Origin of the sequence: Ideonella aquatica (genome assembly GCF_018069755.1) — a bacterium.
Taxonomy (GTDB): domain Bacteria; phylum Pseudomonadota; class Gammaproteobacteria; order Burkholderiales; family Burkholderiaceae_C; genus Ideonella; species Ideonella aquatica.
Genome location: NZ_JAGQDE010000001.1, coordinates 275,012 through 299,324, shown reverse-complemented (window position 1 = coordinate 299,324; position 24,313 = coordinate 275,012). Strand labels below are relative to the sequence as shown.

Below are 24,313 nucleotides of genomic sequence, written 5' to 3'. Positions count from 1 at the left end.
TGCAAGTACGATCCACCACCATGGTGTCCCCCAGATCCCCGCAAGCGCCCTATGCACAGGTCAAGCAGCACCTGAAGGACCGGCTGGCCGCCGGTGACTGGCCACCGGGTGCACAGATGCCCTCCGAGGCCGAGCTGGTCGCGCAGTTCCACGTCAGCCGCATGACCGTCAACCGCGCGCTCAAGGAGCTGCAGGCCGAGGGCCTGGTCGACCGCGTGCAGGGTGTGGGCACTTTCGCGGCGGCGCTGCACAAGGTCTCGTCCACGCTGATGCTGCGCGACCTGCACGAGGAAATCGCCGAGCGCGGCCACCACCATGCGGCCCAGGTGATGCTGCAGCGCGAGGAGGCGGCGCCGCAGGCGCTGGCCGCGCAGTTGGGCGTGGCCGAGGGTGCGCTGGTCTTCCACACCGTGATCGTCCACCGCGAGAACGGCGTGGCGCTGCAGTGCGAGGACCGCTACGTCAACCCGGCCGAGGCGCCGCAGTACCTGGCGCAGGACTTCACGCGCATCACCCCCACCCACTACCTGTTCGGCGCCACCGCGCTGTGGCGCGCGCAGTACCAGGTCGAGGCCGCGCTGCCCACCGCGCCAGAGGCGCAGTGGCTGGGCATCGCCCGCACCGACCCCTGCCTGGTGATCGTGCGCCGCACCTTCAGCCGCCAGGGCCCGATCACGCTGGCGCGGCTGGTGCACCCGGGCACGCGCTACCAGTTGCAGGGGGACTTCCAGCCATGACGATCCACCGCATCCCCCTGGATCAGACGGCGCCTGAACCGTGGCGCAATGGCGGCGGCAGCACCCGCACGCTGCTGACCTGGCCCACGCCGGACGATTGGACGCTGCGCGTCAGCGTGGCCGAGGTGCACTCGCCCGGGCCCTTCTCGCCCTGGCCCGGCCACTGGCGCGGTTTTGCGGTGCTGGAAGGCGCCGGCGTGCGCCTGCATTTCGGCGCGCACCGCCAGACCCTCAGCACCGACAGCCCGCCGCTGGCCTTTGATGGCGCCGAGGCGCCGCACTGCGAACCGCTGGATGGCCCCACCCGCGACCTGAACCTGATGGTGCGCCACGCCGACGGCCCCGGCTGCATCGCCTGGGCACTGGCGCTGGGTCTGCCGCCGGGTCCGCGCTGGCGCGGCCTGTACAGCCACGGCCCGGCCTGGCTGCGGCGCCCCGGCGAAGCCCCATTGGAGGTACCTGCCGGCACCTTGCTGTGGAGCGAGGACGACCCTCACGCCTGGCAGCTGGCCGGCGCCAGCGCGGCGGCCTACTGGCTGGCCCTGCCGCGAGGAGCGGCCCGATGAGGCGGCTGTGGCGCGGGACGGCCATCGCCACGATGGACGGCGGCTCGCCCTGGGGTTGGATCCCCGATGGTGCGCTGCTGGCCGATGGCGACCGGATCACCTGGGTCGGACCGGCCAGCGCGTCGCCCCCGGACCAGGCCGCTGACGTGGTGATCGAGCTCGGCGGCGGCGTGCTGTTGCCCGGCCTGGTCGATGCCCACACCCACCTGGTCTACGGCGGCGACCGCGCCGCCGAGTTCGAGCGCCGGTTGCAGGGCGTCAGCTACGAGCAGATCGCCCGCGAAGGCGGCGGCATCCGTTCTACCGTGGCCGCCACCCGCGCCGCCAGCGACGACACGCTGCTGGCGGGCGCCATCCGCCGCGCCCGCGCGCTGATGACCGAGGGCGTGACCACGCTGGAAATCAAGTCAGGCTACGGTCTGAGCGAGCACGACGAAGCCCGCTGCCTGCGCGTCGCCCGCGCGGTGGGCACGGCCACCGGGCTGACGGTGCGTACCACCGCACTGCCGGCCCATGCGCTGCCGCCCGAGTACGAGGGCCGCGCCGACGACTACATCGACGCGGTCTGCCAGTGGCTGCCACGCTGGCATGCCGAGGGTCTGGTGGACGCGGTCGATGCCTTCTGCGAGCGCATCGCCTTCTGCCCGGCCCAGGTCGAGCGGGTGTTCAGTGCGGCGCGCAGCCTGGGCCTGCCGGTCAAGCTGCATGCCGAGCAGCTCAGCGACAGCGGCGGCGCCGCGCTGGCCGCGCGCCATGCCGCACTCAGCGCCGACCACCTGGAATGGCTCAGCGACGAGGGCATCGTGGCCATGGCTGCCGCCGGCACCGTGGCCGTGCTGCTGCCCGGCGCCTTCCACTTCCTGCGCGAGACCCGGCTGCCGCCGATCGCGCGGCTGCGCGCCGCCGGCGTACCGATCGCCGTGGCCACCGACCACAACCCCGGCAGTTCGCCCACGCTGTCGCCGCTGCTCATGATCCATCTGGCCTGCACGCTGCTGCGCCTGACGCCCGAGGAGGCCGTGGCCGGCATCACCCGCGAAGGCGCCCGCGCGCTGGGCCTGGCCGACCGCGGCACCCTGCGGCCGGGCCAGCGCGCCGACCTGGCCCACTTCGACATCGACCACCCGCGCGCCCTGGCCTACGCCTTCGGCCAGCACCCCGCCTGCCGCACCTGGGTGGCCGGCCAGGAGACCGCATGACCCATCCCGTCTTCACCCTGCACCGCGGCCACCGGCCGCTGCTGGTCAGCGTGCCGCATGCCGGCACCGCGCTGCCGCTGGACCAGCAGCCGCGCTACACCGAGCGCGCGCTGCGCGTCGAGGACACCGACTGGTGCCTGGACGAGCTCTACGCCTTCGCCCGCGACCTGGGCGCCAGCCTGATCGTGCCGCGCCATTCGCGCTACCTGATCGACCTGAACCGGCCGCCCACCGACGCGCCGATGTACCCGGGGGCGAACAACACCGAGCTGTGCCCCACGCGCAACTTCGAGGGCCTGCCGATCTACCGCGACGGCCAGGCCCCCGACGCCGCCGAGATCCACCGCCGCCGCGAGCGCTACTGGCAGCCCTACCACGACTCGCTGGCCAGCGAGCTGGAGCGCCTGCGCGCCGAGCACGGCCACGCGCTGCTGTTCGACGGCCACAGCATCCGCCCCGAACTGCCCTGGCTGTTCGACGGCCGTCTGCCCGACCTGAACCTGGGCACCGCCAACGGCCAGGCCGCCACCCCCGCGCTGCGCGACGCGCTGCGCGGCGTGTTGGCCACCCAGGACCGCTTCAGCTGGGTGGTCGATGGCCGCTTCAAGGGCGGGTACATCACCCGCCATTACGGCCAGCCGGCCCAGGGCGTGCAGGCCGTGCAGCTGGAGATGGGCTGGCAGTGCGCGATGGACGAGGCCATGCCCACACAGGGCGAGCCGCGGCTGGATGCGTCCCGCGTGGCGCGCCTGCAGCCGGTGCTGGACGGCCTGCTGCGCACGATGCTGGCGCACGGGGCGGCGCGATGAACCGCCTGCTGTGGGCGCCGCAGGCCTGGGTCGACGGCCGCTGGCAGGACCAGGTGCTGCTGGAGGTCGACGGCGCCGGCCGCTGGGCGCGCATCACCGCCGGTCTGCCCTGCCCGCCCGACGCCCAGCGCCTGGCTGGCCCGGTGCTGCCGGGTCTGGTGGATGCGCACAGCCACGCGTTCCAGCGCGCCTTTGCCGGGCTGTCGGAGCGGCGCGAGCGGGACAGCGACGACTTCTGGAGCTGGCGCGAGCGCATGTACCGCGTGGCCGGCCAGGTCAGCGTGGACGAGGTTCGAGACATCGCCACCCACCTGTTCCACGAGCTGATCGAGGGCGGCTACACCCAGGTCTGCGAGTTCCACTACCTGCAGCACCAAGCCGACGGCCAGCCGTACGCCGACCCGCTGGCCATGGCCTGGGCACTGCGCGATGCGGCCCGCGCCAGCGGCATCGGGCTGACCCTGCTGCCGGTGCTCTACGAGCGCGCCGGCTTTGAGCAGCCGGCGCTGCGGCCGGACCAGGCGCGCTTTCGGCTGGGCGCTGACGAGGTCTGGGCCGCCAGCCAGCGGCTGCGCGAACAGGCCGATGCGTGTTTCGATGCCGGCCTGGCGATCCACTCGCTGCGCGGCGCCGCGCCCACCTCCATCCACCGTTTGGCCAGACGGGCCCAGGGCTGGTCCGGCGCCATCCACCTCCATGTGGCCGAGCAGACCGGCGAAGTGGACGACTGCCTCGCCACCACCGGCCGGCGGCCAATCGAGTGGCTGCTGCACGAAGGGCTGCTCGATGCGCGCTGGCAACTGGTGCACGCCACCCACGCCACGCCAGCCGAGATCGAGGGCGTCGCGCGCAGCGGCGCCGGCGTGGTGATCTGCCCCGGCACCGAGGCCGACCTGGGCGACGGGCTGACCGATGTACCCGGCTGGCTGGACGCCGGTGTGCCCGTGTCGGTGGGCTCGGACAGCCAGGTCACGCGTGACTGGCGCGAGGAGCTGCGCTGGCTGGAATGGGGACAGCGCCTGGCGAGGCGCCAGCGCAACCTGGCCGCGGCGCCAGCCACGGGTCAAGCCGCCACCGCGGCGCGTCTGTTCGAGACCGCCCGCCAGGCCGGCGCCGCCGCCGCGGGCCAGCCGAGCTGGGGCCTGCAGCCCGGCGCCCGCGCCGACCTGCTGGTGCTGGACGACAGCGATCCGGCACTGGCCGGCATCCCCGGTTCACACCGGCTGGACGCGCTGGTCTTCTCGGCACCGGCCCGCCCCTGGCACGACGTGATGGTAGCCGGCCACTGGGTGCGGCGCGCCCATGTGCAGCCTGGTCGCGACGCCGCCCGGCTGGACTTCGCAGCCGTCATGCACCGCCTGTGGGGCGGCGCCTGACAGCTGCGCGTCCGTTCAGGCGAAGGTGTCGGCCATCAGCGCACGGAACCAGTCGTTCATCTGCTCGAAGTTGTCTGCGTTCCAGCCAATCGACGCACCGCTGGCAGTGGGCACACCCGCCATCTGTCCGGTGGCCGGGTTGTACTGGAAGCCGGCATGCAGCCACGAGGCTTTGGTCATCGTGATCGTGGAGAAGCAGGCCGAATTGGTCACCGGCGCCGGATCCGGCTGTTCGCCCGCGAAGGCCCGCACGATCGCATCGGCGCAGACCTTCGCCTCCTGGTTGGCGATGTGGCCGGCCTTGGGCTGGGTGGTGGCGCTGCTGTCGCCGATCACATGGATACCGGCGGCCGCGGTGCTTTCGTAGTTCAGCACGTTGACACCGGCAAAGCGCCCCTCGGTGGCATTGGCCAGACCGGCCGACGCCACGATGCTGCCGCAGCGCTGGCGCGGGATCAGGTTGATCACCTGGCCCTGCACCGCGCCGGTGCTGGTTTGCAAGGTCATGGTCGCAGCGTCGGCCGACAGCACCTCGGTGCTGGTGCGGTATTCGATGACGTCGCCGTGCAGGTCAAAGAACGCGCTGGAGAAGTTGTCCTTCTCGGTGACGAAGTCGGCGTTGGCGTCGAGCACCAGCAGCTTCGACCCCGGCTTCTTCTTGGCCAGCCAATCAGCCAGCAGACAGGCGCGCTCGTAGGGGCCCGGCGGGCAGCGGTAGGGCACCTTGGGAATCGTCAGCACCACGGTGCCGCCAGGCTGCATGGCCAGCAATTGCTGGCGCAGCAGCGTGGTCTGCGGGCCCGCCTTCCAGGCGTGCGGCATGGCGTCCGGGTCGGTCAGCCCGGGCACGGGGTCGAACTCGATCCCGGGGGCCAGCACGATGCGCTCGGCGCGCAGCACCTTGCCTGAGCCCAGGGTGACTGAGCGAGCCACCGGGTCGACGGCCACGACCTCGTCGGTACGGATCTTGACGCCGTACTTCTGGACCAAGGCCGTGTAGTCGTACTGCAGGCTGGCCAGATCGCGCTGGCCGCTCAGCACCAGGCTGCTCATGATGCAACTGGTGTAGCGGGCGTTGCGGTCGATCAGGGTGACCTGCAGGTTCGGGCCCCACTTGCGCAAGTACTTCGCCAGCGTGGCGCCCGCCATGCCGCCACCGATCACGATGACGCGTGCCTTCTCACGTGTGTAGGCCGGGAAGGCCGGCATCAGGCCAGCGGCGGTGGCTGCCAACAGCAGTTGGCGGCGGTTCAACACAGGCTTGCTCATCGGGCGCTCCTGCTGGTCAGGTTTTGTTGGGAGAACCAGCCTGCCAGGGCGTGCAGCTGCTCGTCGGTGTAAATCCAGGCGTGCTTGGCCATGATGCCGTTGCCTTCCTTGCCTGCCTGGAATTCCTTCATCTCCTCGTAGATCTCGTTGGCGTTCTTGCCGGCCAGTCGGTCGAAGCCTGGGCCCTTGCCGTCGGTGCCGTGGCACTGGAAGCAGTTGGATGCCAGCAGGCGGCCAGCGGGCGGTGCCGCGTGGGCCGAGATGGCCAAGGCGGCCAGCCCGCCCAGCAGGCCAAGGGTGAAGCGCAATCGCATGGGAGTCTCCTGAATGTGCATATTACACAGTACTTATCATCGCACCAGCGTGCCTGGCTGTCTTGCTTTTTCTGTTGTGCATGTGCGTTTCGACACCATACCCCCTTCTGTACTGGGGGGGGACCATCGGCGTTGGGACTGGCCGGCTTGATCCAAGGCAAGGTTCGACGTGCCTAGTACCGCCCGCTCAGGCCCGCCATGCGCAGGTACCAGTGCGCCAGCGAGGCGATCAGCCCACGACGCAGCGCGGCAAATGCGCCACGGCCCAGCGGCGCGTCGGTCACCTGCTGCGACATCGCCACCGCCTGCTCGAAGGCGGCGGCCGTGGTGGCGGCGAACGCGGTGTCGCGCACCAGCAGATTGGCCTCCAGGTTGAGCAGCAGCGAGAGCGGATCGATGTTGGAGCTGCCCACCGTGGCCCAGTCGTCATCGACGATGCAGACCTTGGCGTGCAAGAAGGCGGGCGTGTACTCGAAGATCTGCACGCCCTGGGCCAGCAGCTCGTCGTACAGCACGCGGGCAGCGGTGGCGGCCAGCCGGTAGTCGGGACGGCCCTGCAGCAGCAGACGCACCTGCACGCCCCGTCTGGCCGCGCGGCGCAGCGCGCGCCGGAAGCCCTGACCCGGGTAGAAGTACGGCGAGATCAGGTCGACACGCCAACGCGCGCCGTCGATGGCCTCGATGTAGGCACGCTCGATCGCGCGGCGCTGGCGCAGGTTGTCGCGCACCACCAGCGCCACCTGCACCGGATCGGGCCGCTGCGGCAGCGCCGGCAGCGGCGGCATCAGGCGCACCGAGCGCAGCAGACGCCGCACCCCGCTCATCGGCGCCGCGCTGCGCGCCAGCGCCAGCATCTCGGCCTGCCAGTCGCGACCGAAGGCGGCACGGGTCCAGACCGCGCGCGAGGTCTGCTCGATCGGCAGCACCGCCGGACCGCGCACCTCGACCGCAAAGTCCAGCCGAGGTGCGTCCAGCGGGCCGTGGTTCAGGTCCACCCGATCGTCGATGACATTGATGCCGCCGACGAATCCCACCGTGCCGTCGACCACGCACAGCTTCTGGTGCAGCCGGCGCAACTGCCCGGGCTGCAGCCAGTTCCACCAGCGCTCCAGCGGCCGGAACACCGCCAGCGCCACGCCCTGCGGCACCATCCACTGCTGCAGCCGGGCCAGGCTGGCGTGCGAGCCGAAGCCGTCCACCACCACCCGCACCCGCACGCCGCGCGCCGCGGCGGCAGCCAGCGTTGCGGCCATGCGCTCGGCGCGGGGATCGTGATGGAAGATGTAGGTGGCCAACCAGACCTCGTGGCGGGCCTGCGCGATCGCTGCTTCCATCGCCGGAAACAGCGCGTCGCCGCCCTGCAGCAGCCTCACCTCGTTGCCGCCCAGGAACACCGGCTGGGCATGCCAGTACCAGGCGGTTCCCGCGGCGGCGCCCTGCGCGCTGTCGGTCGGTGCGGGGGGCCGGCTCAGATGGGCTCCAGGTCTGCCAGCAGCGGCAGGTGGTCGGACATGCGCGCCCAGGCGGTGCCGCGCGGCACCATGGTGTTCAGGCAGCGCAGACCGCGCAGGTAGATCCGGTCCAGCGCGAACACCGGCACCCGCGACGGAAAGGTCAGGCGCTGATCGATCGCCCCAGCCGGCGCGCGGGCACGCTGCAGGCCGCAGCGCTCGCGCATCGGCACGTCCAGGCGCTCGCCCCAGTCGTTGAAGTCGCCAGCCACCAGCAGCGGCTCATCGGGCGGCACCTCGGCGGCCAGGTACTCGGCCAGGCGGTGCACCTGACGCACCCGGCTGGCGTGGATCAGGCCGAAATGCGCCACCACCACATGCACCCGCAGCTGCTGCCACAGCACCGGTACATGCAGCAGACCACGCTGTTCGAAGCGGTGGTCCGACACATCGTGGTGCCCCACCTCGCCCAATGGCCAGCGCGACAGCAGCGCATTGCCATGCTCGCCGTCGCGGGTGATGGCATTGGTGCGGTAGGCCGAGGCATAGCCCTCCGGAGCCAGGAACTCGGCCTGGCCTTCCTCGGGCCAGCCCAGCCAGGTCTGGTCGAAACGTCGGGCATCGCGGTGGTGGAACAGCCGCACCTCCTGCAGGCAGACGACGTCGGCATCCAGCGCCTCGATGCCCAGGCCCAGGTTATGGATCTCCAGCCGCTTGCGCGGCCCCAGACCGCGCACGCCCTTGTGGATGTTGTAGGTGGCCACCCGCAGCACACCGCTGCCGTGGGTGCTGGTATGCCCGAAGGCCGAAGCGCGCATCAGCGCCCACCCCCGGTCCGCGCAGGCAACTGCAGGATGGCCTCGGCGTTGGAGGGCGAGAAACAGCGGTCCGCTGCCTCTCGCCACGGCAGCCAGACCTGGGCGGTGTGTTCGCGCGGCGCCAGGCGCACCGGTTGCGGCGTCGGCAGGCACAGGCCGAAGACATGCTCGGTGTTGTGCGTCACGCCCGGCGCATAGCGGTGGCGCCAGCGGGGGTAAATCTCGTAGACGTTGGACAGCTCCCAGTCGTGGAACTGCCCCGGCGCGGCCAGCAGCCCGGTCTCCTCCTCGACCTCGCGGCAGCAGGTCTCGGCCAGCGCTTCGTCGGCGCTGTCCTTCGAGCCGGTCACGCTTTGCCAGTAGCCGGGCGCATCGGCGCGCTCCAGCAGCAGCACTTGCAGATCGGGGGTGTGGATCACCACCAGCACCGATTCAGGGATCTTGGGCGGGCGCGGGGCGGGCGGGACGCTGGTCATGCCGGAATGGTATCCAACGGTGCCCTGGGTGGGCGCGGCCGGAGCCAAGACCCGCTAAGACGGCCGTCAGCCTGCTCCGCCAGCATCCCGGCTGGGACCGCTCGAATGTGCAGGCCTGCGCGCTTGCACACGGTTGGACACCACACCGGTCCCGCACGGGGCCCGGAATCCCTTAGAATAAATGTGCAGATCGCACATTGTTACCGGCCACCGTGAACACCACCACCCTCCGCCGCACCGAATCCACGCCCTGGCGCCACGGCCTGACCGTGGTCGGCGGCGTGCTCCTGGGCGTGGTCAGCGCCTGGCAGGTCGGCCGCTGGGCCGATCTGGAAGCCGGCTCGGACGCTGGCTACTGGATCGGCGTGGCCGGCGGGCTGGCGATGCTGGCGCTGTTCCTGTATCCGATGCGCAAGCGCGTGCGCTGGATGCGCGGCTGGGGCAACACCCGGGCCTGGTTCATCGCCCATATGCTGCTGGGCCTGGCGGGGCCCTGGTTGGTGCTGGTGCACTGCAACTTCCGCATCGGCTCGCTCAACGCCGCCGTGGCGCTGCTGTCAATGCTGGTGGTGGCGGGCAGCGGCATCGTTGGCCGCTACCTGTACGTGCAGGTCCACCACGGCCTGACGCAGCGCCGCACCGAGCTGGCCGAGCTGCGCCAGTCGGTACAGACCAGCCACCAGGCGCTGGAACACGCCGGCAGCTTCCCGCCCGCGGCCGCCAAGCGCCTGCTGGACTTCGAGCATGCACTGGAGGACAACCCACGCCGCCACACCGGCGCCTCGCCCTGGCCGATGCTGCGCCTGTGGTGGCGCTCGCGCAGCGTGCTGCGCGCGGCCCGGCGCGAGATCGACCGCCACTGCCGCCAGGCCGAGCGCGAGCAGGGCCGCACCCGCGCCCTGCGCACGCTGCGCCAGGAGTGGCGCGGGCTGTCGGCGCGCCACCTGGCGGCGGTGCTGCGGGTGGCGCACTTCGCGTCGTGGGAGCGCTTGTTCTCGCTGTGGCATGTGCTGCACCTGCCCTTTGTCTACCTGATGGTGATCTGCGCGCTGGTGCACGTGCTCGCCGTGCACGCCTACTGACGCCGGATGCTGCGATGCCTGTCTCGTCCCACCCTGCGGCTGTGGCGCCTGCTCGCCAGCCTGGCCACGCTGTGGCTGGCGCTGCTGGCGCCGGCAGCGGCGCAGTCGCTGGAATCGGCGCTGTCGCCGGGCGTGCTCAACCAGGCGCACGCCAAGTGGCAGGACGACTGCGCCAGCTGCCACGTGCGCTTCGACCGCGCGGCGCAAGACCGGCTGTGCGCCGACTGCCACAAGCCGATCGGCCAGGACCTGCGGCACAAGAGCGGCTTTCACGGCCGCCAGAAGCCGCAGGCCTGCCGCAGCTGCCACACCGACCACAAAGGCCGCGAGGCGCGCATCGTGCAGCTTGACACCCAGGCCTTCGACCACCGCGAAACCGACTGGGTGCTGCGCCAGGCGCACGCCAAAGTCGAGTGCGCCAAGTGCCACCTGCCGGGCAAGCGTTGGGCCGAGGCGCCGCAGGACTGCAATGCCTGCCACCGCAAGGACGATGTGCACAAGGGCTCGCTGGGCGCCAAGTGTGCCGACTGCCACACCGAGAAAACCTGGAAGGAAGCCCGCTTCGACCACGCGACCACCTCGTTCGCGCTCAAGGGCAAGCACGCCGACGTGGCCTGCGCCGACTGCCACCCCACCAGTGGAAAGACCGTCAAGTACGCCGGCGTGCCCACCACCTGCGTGGGCTGTCACAAGGCCGACGACAAGCACAAGGGCCGCTACAGCGAGAAGTGCGAGTCCTGCCACGGCGAGAAGTCCTGGAAGACCATCGACTTCAACCACGACACCGAAACGCGCTACCCGCTGCGCGGCAAGCACCGCGCGGTCCGCTGCGACAGCTGCCACACCGGCACGCTGTACCGCGACAAGACCCCCAGTGACTGCCTGGCCTGTCACCGCAAGGACGACAAGCACCAAGGCAGCCTGGGCACCGAGTGCGCGGCCTGCCACCAGGAGAGCGACTGGAAGCAGACCGGCCGCTTCGACCATGACCGCGCGCGCTTCCCACTGCTGGGCAAGCACGCCGACGCCAAATGCGAGGCCTGCCACAAGCCGGGGCCCAAGGGCACACCGGTCTACCGCGACGCGCCGCGCACCTGCATCGGCTGCCACCGCAACGACGACAAGCACGCTGGCAACGTGGGCGAGGCCTGTGCCGCCTGCCACGGCGAGCGCAGCTGGAAGATCCCACGCTTCGATCACGAGGTCACCCGTTTCGCATTGCGTGGCGGCCACGCCGCCGCCAAGGTCAAGTGCAGCGACTGCCACCAGGATCTGAAGCACTACCGCGACACGCCGCGCGACTGCATCGGCTGCCACCGCAAGGACGACAAGCACGAGAGCCAGCTGGGCCAGAAGTGCGAGAGCTGCCACAACGACCGCCGCTGGAAGGATGCGCCCTACGACCACAAACTGTCGCGCTTCCCGCTGCTGGGTGCCCACGTGAAGGTCGAGTGCAGCGCCTGCCACAAGACCCTGCGCTACCGCGACGCCCCGCGCGACTGCCTGGGCTGCCACCGCGCCGATGACCGCCACAAGGGTGCCCAGGGCTCGGCCTGCGAGAGCTGCCACAACGCCCGCCACTGGACGCTGGCGCAGTTCGACCACAGCCGACAGACCCGCTACCCGCTGACCGGCAAGCACCAGCCGCTGACCTGCGAGGCCTGCCACCGCGCGCCCGCGCCAGCCGGGCGCAAGACCGCGCCCTTGGGCGACAGCTGCCAGTCCTGCCACCGCGGCGACGACGTCCACGACGGCGGTTTCGGCCTGCGCTGCGAAACCTGCCACCAGACCAGCGGCTGGCGCGAGTTGCTGGCGCGCCGTCCCACCCCCCCATCCCCCAGCCCAGCCTCGGGAGTGCCTCGATGACCTTGCTGCACCGCCTGCTCTGCCTTCTCCTGCTGTGGGCCGGGCTGCTCGCCACCTCGCCCGTGGCGGCCCAGAGCGTCCGCAAGGACTTCGACCACCTGAACACCGGCTTCGCCTTGCAGGGCGCGCACGCCAATGTGCGCTGCGAGTCCTGCCACCTCAATGGCCAGCTCAAGGGCACGCCGCGTGATTGCGCGACCTGCCACACCAGCGGCAGCCAGTGGTCGCGCAACAACATCGTCAAGTCGACACAGCATGTGCAGACCACGCAGCGCTGCGACAGCTGCCACACCACGCGCAGCTTCGACAACGCCCGCTTCGACCATGCCGGCACCGCGGCCGGCACCTGCGCCAGCTGCCACAACGGCGTCACCGCCACCGGCAAGAACGCTGGCCACCTGGCCACGACCGCCAGCTGCGACAGCTGCCACATCACCGCCACCTGGGCGGGCGCGCGGCCCGACCACAGCGGCTACACCTCGGCCACCGACTGCGCCAGCTGCCACAACGGGCGCCAGGCCAGCGGCAAGGCCGCCAACCACATCCCCAGCGGCAGCACCAACTGCCTGAGCTGCCACGGCACCGGCAGCTGGAAACCCTCGCGTTGGAACCACACCCAGCAGCCGGTCGCCGCACAGTGCGCCAGCTGCCACAACGGCAGCTACCCGCCAGCCGACGGCCGGCCATCGAACCACCTGCCCTACCAGCAGGTCAGCGTCTCGGCCAGTGCCAACTGCGATGCCTGCCACAAGAGCGGCTACACCAGCTGGAGCGGGGCGCGCTTTCACGCCAGCTTCAATCCCACCGGCCAGTGCGCGACCTGCCACAGCGGCAGCTATGGCTCGGCGTCGGGCAAGCCCGGCAACCACATCGCCACCACCGCGCCCTGCGAAGCCTGCCACACGAGCGGCAACTGGTCGGTGTCCAAGGTCGACCATTCGGGCTTCGGCGCCAGCACCAACTGCGCCAGTTGCCACAACGGCAGCACCGCCAGTGACAAGGGCGCCAGCCACATCCCGGTGGGCAGCACCAATTGCTTCAGCTGCCACACCACCGGCACCTGGAAGCCCAGCAAGTGGAACCACACCCAGACCGTGGTGACCGCGCAGTGCGCCAGCTGCCACAGCGGCCGCTACCCGCCGGCCGACGGCAAGCCCGGCAACCACGTGCCCTACCAGAAGGTCAGCGTCTCGGCCAGTGCCAATTGCGATGCCTGCCACAAGGCCGGCTACGGCAGCTGGGACCCGGGCAAGTTCCACGCCTACTACAACGTCAGCAGTCAGTGCAGCAGCTGTCACACCGGCAGCTACATGGGGGCGGTGGGCAAGCCCGCCACGCCGGTGCACAACGGCGTCAGCAACTGCGAGGGCTGCCACAGCACCAGCAGTTGGGCCAGCAGCGGCAAGCCCGACCACGGCAGCTTCGGCGCCAGCACCAACTGCGCCAGCTGCCACAACGGCAGCACCGCCAGTGACAAGGGCGCCAGCCACATCCCGGTGGGCGCGTCCAACTGCTTCAGTTGCCACGGCGTCAGCAGCTGGCGGCCCAGCAAATGGAACCACACCCAGACCGTGGTGACCGCGCAGTGCGCCAGCTGCCACAGCGGCCGCTACCCGCCGGCCGACGGCAAGCCCGGCAACCACGTGCCCTACCAGCAGGTCAGCGTCTCGGCCAGCGCCAATTGCGACGCCTGCCACAAGGCCGGCTACGGCAGCTGGGACCCGGGCAGGTTCCACGCCTACTACAACGTCAGCAGCCAGTGCGCCACCTGCCACACCGGCAGCTACCTGGGCGCCGCAGGCAAGCCGGCCACACCCGTCCACGTCGGCGTGACCCAGTGCGAGGGCTGCCACAAGACCAGCAGCTGGGACAGCAACGGCAAGCCGGACCACGGCAGCTACGGCAGCAACACCAATTGCGCCAGCTGCCACAACGGCAGCCAGGCCACGGGCAAGCCGGCCCGGCACATCCCGGTGGGCCTGACCAACTGCTACGCCTGCCACACGGTCACCGCCTTCAAGCCCAGCAAGTGGAACCACAGCCAGGTGGTGGTCACTGCCCAGTGCGCCAGTTGCCACACCGGCGGCTATCCGCCCGCAGAAGGCAAGCCGAGCAACCATGTGCCCTACCAACTGGTTCCGCCCTCGGCCAGCGCCAACTGCGATGCCTGCCACAAGGCGGGCTACGCCAGTTGGAACCCCGGTCGCTTCCACCTGTACTTCAGCGTCAGCACGCTGTGCTCGACCTGCCACACCGGCAGCTACCTGGGCGCGGTGGGCAAGCCGGCCACCCCGGTGCACAACGGCGTGACGCGCTGCGAGGATTGCCACAACACCGGCAGCTGGGCCACCACCGGCAAGCCTGACCACGGCAGCTTTGGCGCCAACACCAATTGCGCGGGCTGCCACAATGGCAGCCAGGCCACCGGCAAGGGCGCCAACCATATCCCGGTCGGAAACACCAACTGCTGGGCCTGCCACACGGTCACGGCCTTCAAACCCAGCAAATGGAACCACACGCAGGTGGTGGTCACCGCGCAATGCGCAAGCTGCCACACCGGCCGCTACCCGCCGGCCGACGGCAAGCCGGCCAACCACGTGCCCTACCAGCAGATTGCCGTGATGGCCTCGGCCAACTGCGACGCCTGCCACAAGAGCGGCTACGCCAGCTGGAACCCTGGTCGCATCCATGCGTACTACAGCCTCAGCACCCAGTGCGCGGTCTGCCACACCGGCAGCTACCTGGGCGCGGTGGGCAAGCCGGCCACGCCGGTCCACAACGGTGTGACGGTGTGCGAGGACTGCCACCGCTCCACCGCCAGCTGGAACAACGTGCAGTACCGGCACTCGGCCAATGACCAGATCGGCTCGGGCACCTGCGACAACTGCCACAACGGCACCACGGCCCGCGGCAAGCCGGCCACGCATATCCCCGTGACCGTGCCCACCGCCAAGTGCGATGCCTGCCACCGCTCGCAGGTCAGTTTCGCCACCTCGGTGACGATGAACCACTCGGCCGTGGCCAGCCAGACCTGCAAGGGCTGCCACATCAGCAACTACGTCAGCCAGGGCCTGCAGGCCAAGCCGACCAACCACATCCCCGAGACCCAGCTGCTCAACGGTGCAGCGATGGACTGCAAGGCCTGCCACAGCAGCACCAGCAGCTGGGGAACGATGCGCATGAACCACAACGGCAGCCTGGGCGGCGGCGCCGGCTGGTGCAAGGCCTGCCATGCCAGCGGCACCAGCTACCTGGGCAATATGGAGCGCAAGTCGCTGACCCACGAGGCCAAGGGCAAGACCCCGCTCGACTGCTCCGAATCCGGTTGCCACAAGCCCCTGGGCGGCAAGGGCAGCACCTACACCGAATGGGACTGAGGAGGCCCGACCATGACCCACCACCAACCCACCCGTCTGCGCTCCCATCCGCTGGCCCTGGCGGCCGCGATCGCCCTGTCCGCGTCCGCGGTGCAGGCCCAGGTCATCGACGACCTGGCGCTGCGCCGCGAAGGCAAGGACGCGGTGATGACGATCCGCATGACCGTGCAGGTGCAGCTGCGCCGCAGCGTGGCCTCAGGCGCCGACGACCTCCTCCAGGTCTACTACGACGTGGTGACCAGCCGCGAGCAACCCAACTTCATCGACGGCGAGCGACGCCAACTGCAGACCGCCGCGCTGCCGCGCGTCGTGGTCACCGAGGACGGCACGGCACGCGAGCTGACCAACCGCAAGCTGGTGGTGCGCATCGACAAGGGCGTGCGCATGCGCGCCCGCGCCGGCCGCGACAACCGCTCGATCGATGTGGTGCTTGAAGGCCAGGGCGAAGCGCTCAGCAGCGCCCCGTCGGCGCTGATCGAGCCGGCACCGGTGATCGGCACGCCCAGCGACGCCGAGGTCACCGCCCGGGCCGGCCAGCTGATCGGGCTGGCGCGGGAATCGCTCACCCGCGGCGAGCCCGACCTGGCGATCGAGCAGCTCAACGAGGCCCTGAACCTGCCGCCCAACGCCCGCACGCCGGAGGCCCAGGAGGCCATCGCCGCGGCCCGCCTGGCCAAGGGCGACCGCGCTGGCGCGCAGCGCGAGGCCGACCTGTACCTGCAGCTCTACCCGTCGGGCAACGGTGCGCCGCGCATGCGCAGCCTGTTGGCCGAGCTGGGCGGCGGCAGTGCGCCGGCCCCCACCGTGGCGCAGGCCGAGCCGACCGACGCCGCGCGCCGCGCCGCCACCAGCCAGCTGACCGGCTCGTGGTCGCAGTACTTCTACGGCGGCGCCTCGCAAACCCAGACGGTGCTGAAGGACACACCGCTTGAGGGCCAGTTGCCCAAGATCATCTCGGACACCACGCTGTCGGGCACCGACCAGAAGCAGCTCTCGTCCTCGATCGACCTGAACTGGCGCCAGCGCGACACCGAACGCGACCTGCGCGCCGCTTTTCGCGACAACCATACCTACGAGATGATGCTTGGCCGGCCCTCGCGCAATCGCCTGACCGCGGCCTATGTCGACTGGAAGGAGACCGGCCCCGGCCTGCAGGCCCGCGTGGGCCGGCAGAGCGGCCTGGGCGGCGGCGTCCTGGGCCGCTTCGACGGTGTCCAGGGCAGCTGGACCTTCAAGCCCAAGTGGAAGATCGGCGCGGTGGCCGGCCAGCCCACCGATGAGCTGCTCGACACCCGTCGCTACTTCGGCGGTCTCTCGCTGGACGCCGAGGCGCTGACCGAGAACCTGGGCGCCAGCCTCTACCTGATGCAGCAGCAGATCGACGGCCAGGTCGATCGCCAGGCCCTGGGCCTGGACATGCGCTGGTTCGAAGGCTCGACCTCGGTCTTCAGCCAGTACGAGTACGACCTGACGCTGCGCGGCACCAACGTGGCCTCGCTGCAGGGCACGACCACGCTGTCGGGCGGCACCACAGTGAACGTGCTGGCCGACTACCGCGCCGTGCCGCTGCTGATGCTGGGCAATGCGCTGTTCTTCGCCGATCCGAACCGGGCTCTGCCGCGCCGTCTGTCCGACCTGCTGGCCTACCGCAGCCTGAGCGATCTGCGCCAGTCGGTGGCGGCCACCACCGCCTACTCCAAACAGGGGCTGGTCGGCGTCACGCACCCGGTCACGCCGCAGTGGCAGGTGGGCGCCGACATCCGCCTGACCAGCGTCGGCGCGATCGCGCCGGTGCCCTCGATCAACTACCCCGGCAGCCCGGCCTCGGGCAACATCTGGTCCGGCAGCCTGCAGCTGATCGGCACCAACCTCTACTCCGAGCGCGACACCCACGTGGCCAGCCTGACGCTGTTCAAGCAGCCGGGCCACAACGGCTGGCAACTCAGCTACAACAACATGTCGGCGCCCACGGCCAGGCTGCAGCTGGAACCGTCGCTGCGCGTCTACGGTGACAATGGCACCGGCAGCGTGAAGACCCTGCGCTGGAGCCCGGGCCTGCGCCTGGCCTGGCGCGGCGGCGAGAAATGGGTCATCGAGGGCGAGGTCAGCGCCGAATCCAGCAAGACCACCAGCCCGACGCTCAACGACAACTCCACGCGCGTGTTCTATTACCTGGGTTACCGGCTTGACCTCTGACGATGCAGACCTGCTGACCGCCACCGACCTCGGCTGCCGCCGCGGCGGCCGGCGCGTCTTCAGCGGCCTGGGCCTGCAGCTGCGCGCCGGCCAGGCGCTGTGGCTCCAGGGCGCCAATGGCAGCGGCAAGACCAGCCTGCTGCGCCTGCTGGCCGGGCTGGCGCCGGCGGCGGCAGGCCGCATCGATCGCCACGCACCGGTGGCCTACCTGGGCCACACCAACGCGCTGAAGGACGAGTTGACCGTGGGCGAGGCGCTGCGCTTCCTGTGCAGCCTGCATGGGCCGGTGCCCGACGACACGCGGCTGCGCGCCGTGCTCGAGCGCGTCGGCCTGGGCCGGCGCATGGACTTCCCGGTGCGCAAGCTCTCGCAGGGCCAGCGGCGCAAGCTGGCGCTGGCGCGCCTGTGGCTGGGCGAGGCGCGGGTGTGGCTGCTCGACGAGCCCTATGACGCGCTGGACCGCCAGGCCTGCGCCCTGCTTGACGAGGTGCTGCAGGCCCACCGTGCAGCCGGCGGTGCGCTGGTGCTGACCAGCCACCAGGCCGTGCACCTGCCCGGTCTGGACACCCTGGACCTGTCCGCGGTCGCTGCGCCATGATCGATCTGCTGCGCCGCGACCTGCTGCTGGCCGCCCGTTCGCCCGGGCAGTGGCTGCTGCCGCTGGCCTTCTTCATCGCCGCGCTGGCGCTGTTCCCGCTGGGCGTGGGCGCCGATGCCACGCTGCTGGCGCGCATCGCGCCGGGCGTGGTGTGGGTGTGTGCGCTGCTGGCGATGATGCTGTCGGTGGGCACGCTGTTCAGCGGCGACTGGCAGGATGGCACCCTTGAGCAGATGCTGATCGGCCGCCACTGGCTGCCCGGCCTGGTCGCCGTGCGCGTGCTGGCGCACTGGCTGCAGGGTGGCGCGCCGCTGGTGCTGCTGTCGCCGCTGGCCGGGCTGCTGTTCAACCTGGACGCTGCCACCTCGGGCATGCTGGCGCTGGCGCTGCTGCTGGGCACGCCGGTGCTGAGCCTGCTGGGCGCGCTGGGCGGCGCGCTGACGCTGGGCCTGCGCAACGGCGCCACGCTGGTCTTCCTGCTGGTGCTGCCGCTGGCAGTGCCGGCGCTGATCTTCGGCAGTGGCGCGGTGGTGGCGGCGCAGCATGGCGAGTCGGCGCAGGCGCCGCTGTCGCTGCTGGGCGCGCTGCTGATCCTGACCACCCTGGTGGCGCCGCCGGCCGCCGCCGCTGCCTTGCGCATTGCTGTTGAATGACCCCATGAACGCTCGCCTGCGCTGGACCACCTTTGCCGCCCCGTCGCGCTTCGACGCGCTGGCCGCCGCCGCCACCCCCTGGTGCTGGGCGGTGGCCCTGCTCACCGGCCTGGCCGGGCTGTGGATGGGCTTCTTCGTCGCCCCCACCGATTTCCAGCAGGGCGAGGCCTACCGCATCATCTTCATCCACGTCCCCGCCGCCTGGATGAGCATGCTGCTGTACCTGGCCATTGCCTTCTGGAGCGCGCTGGGCTGGGGCCTGAACGCCCGCATGGGCAGCACGCTGGCGCGCGCCATCGCGCCCACCGGCGCAATGTTCACCGCGGTGGCATTGGTCACCGGCGCGCTGTGGGGCCAGCCCACCTGGGGCACCTGGTGGGTGTGGGATGCGCGGCTGACCTCGGAGCTGATCCTGCTGCTGCTCTACCTGGGCTACATCGCCCTGGTCGAGGCCATCGACGACCCGCGCCGCTCGGCCCAGGCCGGCGCGCTGCTGTCGCTGGTAGGGGCTCTTAATGTGCCGATCATCTATTTTTCGGTACGCTGGTGGAACACGCTGCACCAGGGCGCCTCCATCAGCATGACGGCGGCCCCCAAGATGGCGCAGACGATGCTGCAGGCCATGGGCCTGATGACGATCGCCTTCTGGGCCTTTGCCTTTGCCGTGATCTTCAGCCGCGCCCGCGCGCTGGTGCTGGAGCTTGAATCCGAATCCGACTGGGTGGCCCAGCGCTACCGACACACCGAGGAATCCTGAGAATGCAGTGGGACTCACTGGACGCCTTCCTGGCGATGGGCGGTCATGGCCGCTTTGTCTGGGGCGCCTATGCCTTCACCGTGCTGGTGATGGCGGTGGATGCGATCACCTCGCGGCGCCGCCTGGCGCGCGCCCGGGCCGCCGCGCGCGAAGGGGCCGACGCATGACGCCGCGCCAGAAGCGATTCACGATCATTGGCGTGGTGCTGCTGGCACTGGCGGGCATTGCCGCGCTGGTGCTCAATGCCTTCCGCAGCAACATGGTGTTTTTCTACACCCCCAGCCAGATCGCCGCCGGCGAGGCCCCGAAGGAGCGCACTTTCCGCCTGGGCGGCCTGGTCAAGACCGGCAGCGTCAGCCGCGAGGGCATCACCGCCCAGTTCGTCGTCACCGACACGGTGCGCGAGGTGCCGGTGCGCTTCGACGGCACGCTGCCCGACCTCTTCAAGGAGGGCAAGGGTGTGGTCGCGCAGGGCACGCTGGGCCCGGACGGCGGCTTCATGGCCAAGGAAGTGCTGGCCAAGCACGATGAGAACTACATGCCGCCCGAGGCGGCTGAAGCCCTGAAGAAGGCCGGCCAAGCGCCGCCCCCCAGCGAGACGCTGGTGGTGCCCCAAGGAGGCGCGAAGTGATCCCTGAACTCGGCCACCTGGCCCTGATCCTGGCGCTGGGCGTGGCCCTGCTGCAAGGCGTGATGCCGCTGATGGGCGCGCAGCGCGGCCGCGCCGACTGGATGGCCCTGGGCCGTCCACTGGCGGCCTGGCAGGCGCTGCTGGTGTTCATCGCGCTGGGCTGTCTGGCGGCGTCGTTCGTGCGGCACGACTTCTCGGTGCTGTACGTGGCCACCAACTCCAACTCGGCCCTGCCGCTGGCCTACCGGCTGGCCGGCGTCTGGGGCGGCCACGAGGGCTCGCTGCTGCTGTGGGTGGGCATGCTGTCGGTGTGGTCACTGGCGGTGGCCGCCTTTTCGCGCGCGCTGCCCGAGCCGGTGGTGGCGCGGGTGCTGGCGGTGATGGGCTGGATCGGCGTGGGCTTTCTGGCCTTCACGCTGTTCACCTCCAACCCCTTTGATCGCCTGATCCCGGCGGCGCCCGATGGCCGCGACCTGAACCCGCTGCTGCAGGACCCGGGCATGGTGTTCCACCCGCCGATGCTCTACATGGGCTACGTGGGTTTCTCGGTGGCCTATGCGTTTGCCATCGCGGCGCTGATCGGCGGCCATCTGGACGCCACCTGGGCGCGCTGGTCGCGCCCCTGGACGGTGGCGGCCTGGATCTTCCTGACCCTGGGCATCGCGCTGGGCAGCGCCTGGGCCTACTATGAGCTGGGCTGGGGCGGCTGGTGGTTCTGGGACCCGGTGGAGAACGCCTCCTTCATGCCCTGGCTGCTGGGCACGGCGCTGATCCACTCGCTGGCGGTGACCGAGAAGCGCGGCAGCTTCAAGGCCTGGACGGTGCTGCTGGCCATCGTCGCGTTCTCGCTGTCGCTGCTGGGCACCTTCCTGGTCCGCTCGGGCGTGCTGTCCAGCGTGCATGCCTTTGCCACCGACCCGCGCCGCGGCCTGTTCATCCTGGCCTTCCTGGTGATCGTGGTGGGCGCCTCGCTGCTACTCTACGCTTGGCGCGCCAGCCAGGTGGGCCTGGGCCAGCGCTTTGCCGCCGTGTCCAAGGAGGCCGCGCTGCTGGCCAACAACATGCTGTTCGCCGCCGCCTGTGGCGCGGTGCTGCTGGGCACGCTCTACCCCTTGTTCCTGGATGCGATGGGCCTGGGCAAGATCTCGGTCGGCCCGCCCTACTTCGACCAGGTCTTCACCGGCCTGATGGCGCCGATGATCTTCCTGCTGGGCGTGGGCCCGCTGGCGCGCTGGAAGGGCGACGAGATCCCCTCGCTGGCGCGCCGCGTGCGCTGGGCGGCCCTGGTCACGGTGCTGGCCGCCGCCGCCACGGCGGTGCTGGCCGGCCGCGCCTCGTTCGGCTCGGTGCTGGGATACCTGATGGCCTACTGGGTCGCTGCCGGCGTGCTGACCGACCTGGCTGAGCGACTGCTGCCGGCCGCCCGCGCCGGCCGGGCGATGCAGGCGCTGCGGCAGATCGGCCGCGCGCAGGGCGGCATGCTGCTGGCCCACCTGGGCGTGGCGGCCTTCATCCTGGGCGTGACGGTGGTGCGCACCCACGAGACCGAGCGCGACGTGCGCATGATGCCCGGCGACAGCACCCAGGTCGGTGGCTACCAGTTCACGCTGAAGTCGCTGGACGAGGTACCCGGCCCCAACTACCGCGCGGTGCAGGGCACGGTCGAGGTCACCCGCAACGGTGCGGTGGTGGCCACGCTGACGCCGCAAAAGCGCGTCTACCGCGTGCAGAGCAACCCGATGACCGAGGCCGCGATCGACACCAACCTCGCCCGCGACCTGTATGTCTCGATGGGCGAAGCCCTGCCCGATGGCGCCTGGACGCTGCGCGTGCAGCACAAGCCGATGATCACCTGGATCTGGCTGGGCTGCGTGCTGATGTCGCTGGGCGGCGCACTGGCGGTGAGTGACCGCCGCTACCGCAGCACCCGCCGCGCCGCCACCGTGGCGCAAGGAGCTCCGGCATGAACAAGCTGCTGATCCCGCTGGCGCTGTTCCTGGTGCTGGCTGGTTTCCTGTTCGTCGGCCTGTCGCGTGATCCGCGTGAGGTGCCCTCACCGCTGGTCGGCAAGTCGGCCCCGCCGTTCGCGGCGCCCACGCTGGCCGACGCGCAGCAGCGCATCTCCCGCGAGGACCTGCTGGGCCGCCCCTGGGTGCTCAACGTCTGGGCCAGTTGGTGCGGCGCCTGCCGCGACGAGCACCCGGTGCTGGTCGCGTGGTCGCGCCGCCCGGGCCAGACGGTCCAGCTGATCGGCCTGAACTACAAGGACCAGCGCACCGACGGCCTGCAGTGGCTGCGCCAGCTGGGCAACCCCTACACCACCTCGATCTTCGACCCCGACGGCCGCATCGGCCTGGACTACGGCGTCTACGGCGTGCCCGAGACCTTCGTCATCGACGCCCAGGGCGTGGTGCGCATGAAGCACATCGGCCCGGTCACCCCCGAGGTGCTGCGCGACAAGATCGAACCCCTGCTGAAGCAACTCAATGGCTAGACGACTGCTCATCGCCAGCGCGCTGCTGGCCGCCGCCCTGAACACCTGGGCGGGTGAAGCCCGCTCGGTGGCCGATGACCCGGCCCTTGAGGCCCGCATGATGGCCATCGCCACCGAGCTGCGCTGCCTGGTCTGCCAGAACCAGACCGTGGCCGACTCGCACGCCGGCCTGGCGGTGGACCTGCGCCAGCAGATCCGCGAGCAGTTGGCCGCCGGCAAGACCGATGAGCAGGTGCGCGCCTTCATGACCGACCGCTACGGCGACTTCGTGCTCTACAAGCCGCCTTTCAACGCCCGCACCGCGCTGCTGTGGGGCGGGCCGGCGCTGCTGAGCCTGGGCGCCCTGCTGGGCCTGGGCTGGCTGCTGCGCCGCCGCGCCCGCCTGCCCGACGAGGCCTTCGACCCCGAGACGCCCGACGAGGGCCTGAACAACGCTCCCCGATCATGACCACTGATGCCATCGCCGCGCTGAAAGACCAGTTGCGGCAACTTGACGCCCTGGCCACCAGCGGCGCCCTGTCGCCCGACGCCGCCGCCAGCGCCCGCGCTGAACTGGAGCGCCGCCTGGTGGACGCCGTGATGGCCAGCCCGGCCAGCGCTCCCAGCGCAGCGCCCCAGCCGGCGCCCGCGGCCGCGCCCCGCGTCAGCCGCCAGACCATGCTCGCCATGGCCGGCTTCGTGCTGCTCTTCGGCGCTGCGCTGTACGCCTGGCGCGGCAACCTGCCAGGCTGGTCGGTCCAGCCGGGCAGCCCCGCGGCGGCCCCGGCCGAGACCGGTGCCGCGCCGGGCCAGGCGCCGCACGCCATGGGCACGCAGCAGATCGAGGGCATGCTCGCTTCGCTGACCGAGCGCCTGAAGGCCAAGCCGGAGGACGCCGAAGGCTGGCTGATGCTGGGCCGCTCGTACTCGGTGCTGGGCCGTTTCTCCGAGGCCGTGCCGGCCTACCGCAAGGTGCTGGCGCTGCAGCCCGCCAATGGCCAGGCGCTGGCCGACCTGGCCGACGCGCTGGCCATGGTCAATGGCCGCAGCTTCCAGGGCGAGCCCACCCAGCTGATCGCCGCCGCCTTGAAGGCCGAGCCCGACAACCTGAAGGCGCTGGCGCTGGCCGGCACGCTGGCCTTCGAGACCGGTGACGCCAAGACCGCGGTGCGGCACTGGGAGCGCGCCGTCAAGGTGGGTCCGCCGGATTCCGACCTGGTCAAGCAGCTGCAAAGCGCCCTGGGCGAAGCCCGCCAGGCCGCCGGTCTGCCGGCAGTCGCCACCACCGCGGCGCAGGCCACGCCCGCCGCGGTGGCGGCGCGCGCCTCGGTCAGCGGCCGGGTGGAGCTGTCAGCCACGCTGGCCGCCAAGGCGGCGCCGGACGACACGGTCTTCATCTTCGCCCGCCCGGCCGAAGGCTCGCGCATGCCGCTGGCCATCCTGAAAAAGCGCGTGCGCGACCTGCCGGCCGACTTCACGCTGGACGACTCGATGGCCATGAGCCCCGCCGCGCGGCTGTCGGGCGCGCCTGCGGTGGTGGTGGGGGCGCGCGTGTCCAAGTCCGGTCAGGCCATGCCGCAGCCCGGTGACCTGGAAGGCCTGAGCGCGAGCGTGGCGCCCGGCGCCAGCGGGCTGCGCATCGTCATCGAGCGCGAGGTGCGCTGA

At 70.9% G+C, this 24,313-nt stretch carries 23 protein-coding genes; 18 read left to right on the top strand and 5 right to left on the bottom strand.

Going from position 1 to position 24,313, the window contains the following annotated elements; genetic code table 11:
* Positions 1-20 precede the first annotated feature (20 nt).
* The 5 genes from hutC to hutF are packed head-to-tail and all read left to right on the top strand — an operon-like array spanning position 21 to position 4,687.
* The gene (gene hutC / locus KAK06_RS01385; RefSeq protein WP_210799910.1) at positions 21-737 is read left to right on the top strand and encodes a histidine utilization transcriptional repressor HutC; all 717 of its coding nucleotides are present in this window, start codon (positions 21-23) and stop codon (positions 735-737) included.
* On the top strand, positions 734-1,303 hold the full coding sequence (locus tag KAK06_RS01380) for a HutD/Ves family protein (RefSeq protein ID WP_210799909.1): 570 nt from the start codon (positions 734-736) through the stop codon (positions 1,301-1,303). The genes hutC and KAK06_RS01380 overlap by 4 nt, the downstream gene beginning before the upstream one ends.
* The gene (gene hutI / locus KAK06_RS01375; RefSeq protein ID WP_210799908.1) at positions 1,300-2,502 is read left to right on the top strand and encodes an imidazolonepropionase; all 1,203 of its coding nucleotides are present in this window, start codon (positions 1,300-1,302) and stop codon (positions 2,500-2,502) included. The genes KAK06_RS01380 and hutI overlap by 4 nt, the downstream gene beginning before the upstream one ends.
* The gene (gene hutG, locus KAK06_RS01370) at positions 2,499-3,311 is read left to right on the top strand and encodes an N-formylglutamate deformylase (RefSeq protein WP_210799907.1); all 813 of its coding nucleotides are present in this window, start codon (positions 2,499-2,501) and stop codon (positions 3,309-3,311) included. Before hutI ends, hutG begins: the two co-directional genes overlap by 4 nt.
* The gene (hutF, locus tag KAK06_RS01365; protein ID WP_210799906.1) at positions 3,308-4,687 is read left to right on the top strand and encodes a formimidoylglutamate deiminase; all 1,380 of its coding nucleotides are present in this window, start codon (positions 3,308-3,310) and stop codon (positions 4,685-4,687) included. Before hutG ends, hutF begins: the two co-directional genes overlap by 4 nt.
* A gap of 15 nt (positions 4,688-4,702) precedes the next feature.
* Here hutF and KAK06_RS01360 read toward each other — a convergent pair whose 3' ends face one another.
* The 5 genes from KAK06_RS01360 to nudB form a co-directional block, all read right to left on the bottom strand.
* Positions 4,703-5,956 (bottom strand): FAD-dependent oxidoreductase, encoded by a 1,254-nt coding sequence (locus tag KAK06_RS01360; RefSeq protein ID WP_210799905.1) that lies wholly within the window; start codon positions 5,954-5,956, stop codon positions 4,703-4,705.
* Complete coding sequence (locus KAK06_RS01355; protein WP_210799904.1) at positions 5,953-6,270, bottom strand: c-type cytochrome; 318 nt, start codon at positions 6,268-6,270, stop codon at positions 5,953-5,955. The genes KAK06_RS01360 and KAK06_RS01355 overlap by 4 nt, the downstream gene beginning before the upstream one ends.
* A 173-nt stretch (positions 6,271-6,443) precedes the next feature.
* Positions 6,444-7,664 carry a cardiolipin synthase ClsB gene (clsB, locus tag KAK06_RS01350; RefSeq protein WP_310741010.1) on the bottom strand — a complete coding sequence of 407 codons (1,221 nt, stop codon included), beginning with the start codon at positions 7,662-7,664 and terminating at the stop codon, positions 6,444-6,446.
* 74 nt (positions 7,665-7,738) lie between these two features.
* Entirely contained in the window at positions 7,739-8,539 is an 801-nt protein-coding gene (locus KAK06_RS01345; protein ID WP_210799903.1) for an endonuclease/exonuclease/phosphatase family protein, read from the bottom strand.
* Positions 8,539-9,015: a dihydroneopterin triphosphate diphosphatase gene (gene nudB / locus KAK06_RS01340; protein ID WP_210799901.1), complete on the bottom strand. Its 477-nt coding sequence runs from the start codon at positions 9,013-9,015 to the stop codon at positions 8,539-8,541. The genes KAK06_RS01345 and nudB overlap by 1 nt, the downstream gene beginning before the upstream one ends.
* A 212-nt stretch (positions 9,016-9,227) precedes the next feature.
* Between nudB and KAK06_RS01335 the strand changes: the two genes are divergently transcribed.
* The 13 genes from KAK06_RS01335 to ccmI are packed head-to-tail and all read left to right on the top strand — an operon-like array spanning position 9,228 to position 24,313.
* Positions 9,228-10,097 (top strand): hypothetical protein, encoded by an 870-nt coding sequence (locus KAK06_RS01335; protein WP_210799900.1) that lies wholly within the window; start codon positions 9,228-9,230, stop codon positions 10,095-10,097.
* A 6-nt stretch (positions 10,098-10,103) separates the two neighbouring features.
* Positions 10,104-11,963, top strand: coding sequence for a cytochrome C (locus tag KAK06_RS01330; protein WP_210799899.1), 1,860 nt, complete (start codon positions 10,104-10,106; stop codon positions 11,961-11,963).
* Positions 11,960-15,340 carry a cytochrome c3 family protein gene (locus KAK06_RS01325; RefSeq protein WP_210799898.1) on the top strand — a complete coding sequence of 1,127 codons (3,381 nt, stop codon included), beginning with the start codon at positions 11,960-11,962 and terminating at the stop codon, positions 15,338-15,340. The genes KAK06_RS01330 and KAK06_RS01325 overlap by 4 nt, the downstream gene beginning before the upstream one ends.
* A 12-nt stretch (positions 15,341-15,352) precedes the next feature.
* Positions 15,353-17,536, top strand: a complete 2,184-nt coding sequence (locus KAK06_RS01320) for a tetratricopeptide repeat protein (protein ID WP_210799897.1) — start codon at positions 15,353-15,355, stop codon at positions 17,534-17,536.
* Positions 17,526-18,134: a heme ABC exporter ATP-binding protein CcmA gene (gene ccmA, locus KAK06_RS01315; RefSeq protein ID WP_247652573.1), complete on the top strand. Its 609-nt coding sequence runs from the start codon at positions 17,526-17,528 to the stop codon at positions 18,132-18,134. The genes KAK06_RS01320 and ccmA overlap by 11 nt, the downstream gene beginning before the upstream one ends.
* Complete coding sequence (ccmB, locus tag KAK06_RS01310) at positions 18,131-18,787, top strand: heme exporter protein CcmB (RefSeq protein ID WP_210799896.1); 657 nt, start codon at positions 18,131-18,133, stop codon at positions 18,785-18,787. The genes ccmA and ccmB overlap by 4 nt, the downstream gene beginning before the upstream one ends.
* Before the next feature lie 4 nt (positions 18,788-18,791).
* The gene (ccmC, locus tag KAK06_RS01305; protein ID WP_210799895.1) at positions 18,792-19,544 is read left to right on the top strand and encodes a heme ABC transporter permease CcmC; all 753 of its coding nucleotides are present in this window, start codon (positions 18,792-18,794) and stop codon (positions 19,542-19,544) included.
* A gap of 2 nt (positions 19,545-19,546) precedes the next feature.
* Positions 19,547-19,711, top strand: a complete 165-nt coding sequence (gene ccmD / locus KAK06_RS01300; protein ID WP_210799894.1) for a heme exporter protein CcmD — start codon at positions 19,547-19,549, stop codon at positions 19,709-19,711.
* Positions 19,708-20,175, top strand: a complete 468-nt coding sequence (ccmE, locus tag KAK06_RS01295) for a cytochrome c maturation protein CcmE (protein ID WP_210799892.1) — start codon at positions 19,708-19,710, stop codon at positions 20,173-20,175. The genes ccmD and ccmE overlap by 4 nt, the downstream gene beginning before the upstream one ends.
* The gene (locus KAK06_RS01290) at positions 20,172-22,142 is read left to right on the top strand and encodes a heme lyase CcmF/NrfE family subunit (RefSeq protein ID WP_210799891.1); all 1,971 of its coding nucleotides are present in this window, start codon (positions 20,172-20,174) and stop codon (positions 22,140-22,142) included. The genes ccmE and KAK06_RS01290 overlap by 4 nt, the downstream gene beginning before the upstream one ends.
* Positions 22,139-22,669, top strand: coding sequence for a DsbE family thiol:disulfide interchange protein (locus tag KAK06_RS01285; protein ID WP_210799890.1), 531 nt, complete (start codon positions 22,139-22,141; stop codon positions 22,667-22,669). The genes KAK06_RS01290 and KAK06_RS01285 overlap by 4 nt, the downstream gene beginning before the upstream one ends.
* Positions 22,662-23,117, top strand: a complete 456-nt coding sequence (locus KAK06_RS01280) for a cytochrome c-type biogenesis protein (protein ID WP_210799889.1) — start codon at positions 22,662-22,664, stop codon at positions 23,115-23,117. The genes KAK06_RS01285 and KAK06_RS01280 overlap by 8 nt, the downstream gene beginning before the upstream one ends.
* The gene (ccmI, locus tag KAK06_RS01275) at positions 23,114-24,313 is read left to right on the top strand and encodes a c-type cytochrome biogenesis protein CcmI (protein WP_210799887.1); all 1,200 of its coding nucleotides are present in this window, start codon (positions 23,114-23,116) and stop codon (positions 24,311-24,313) included. Before KAK06_RS01280 ends, ccmI begins: the two co-directional genes overlap by 4 nt.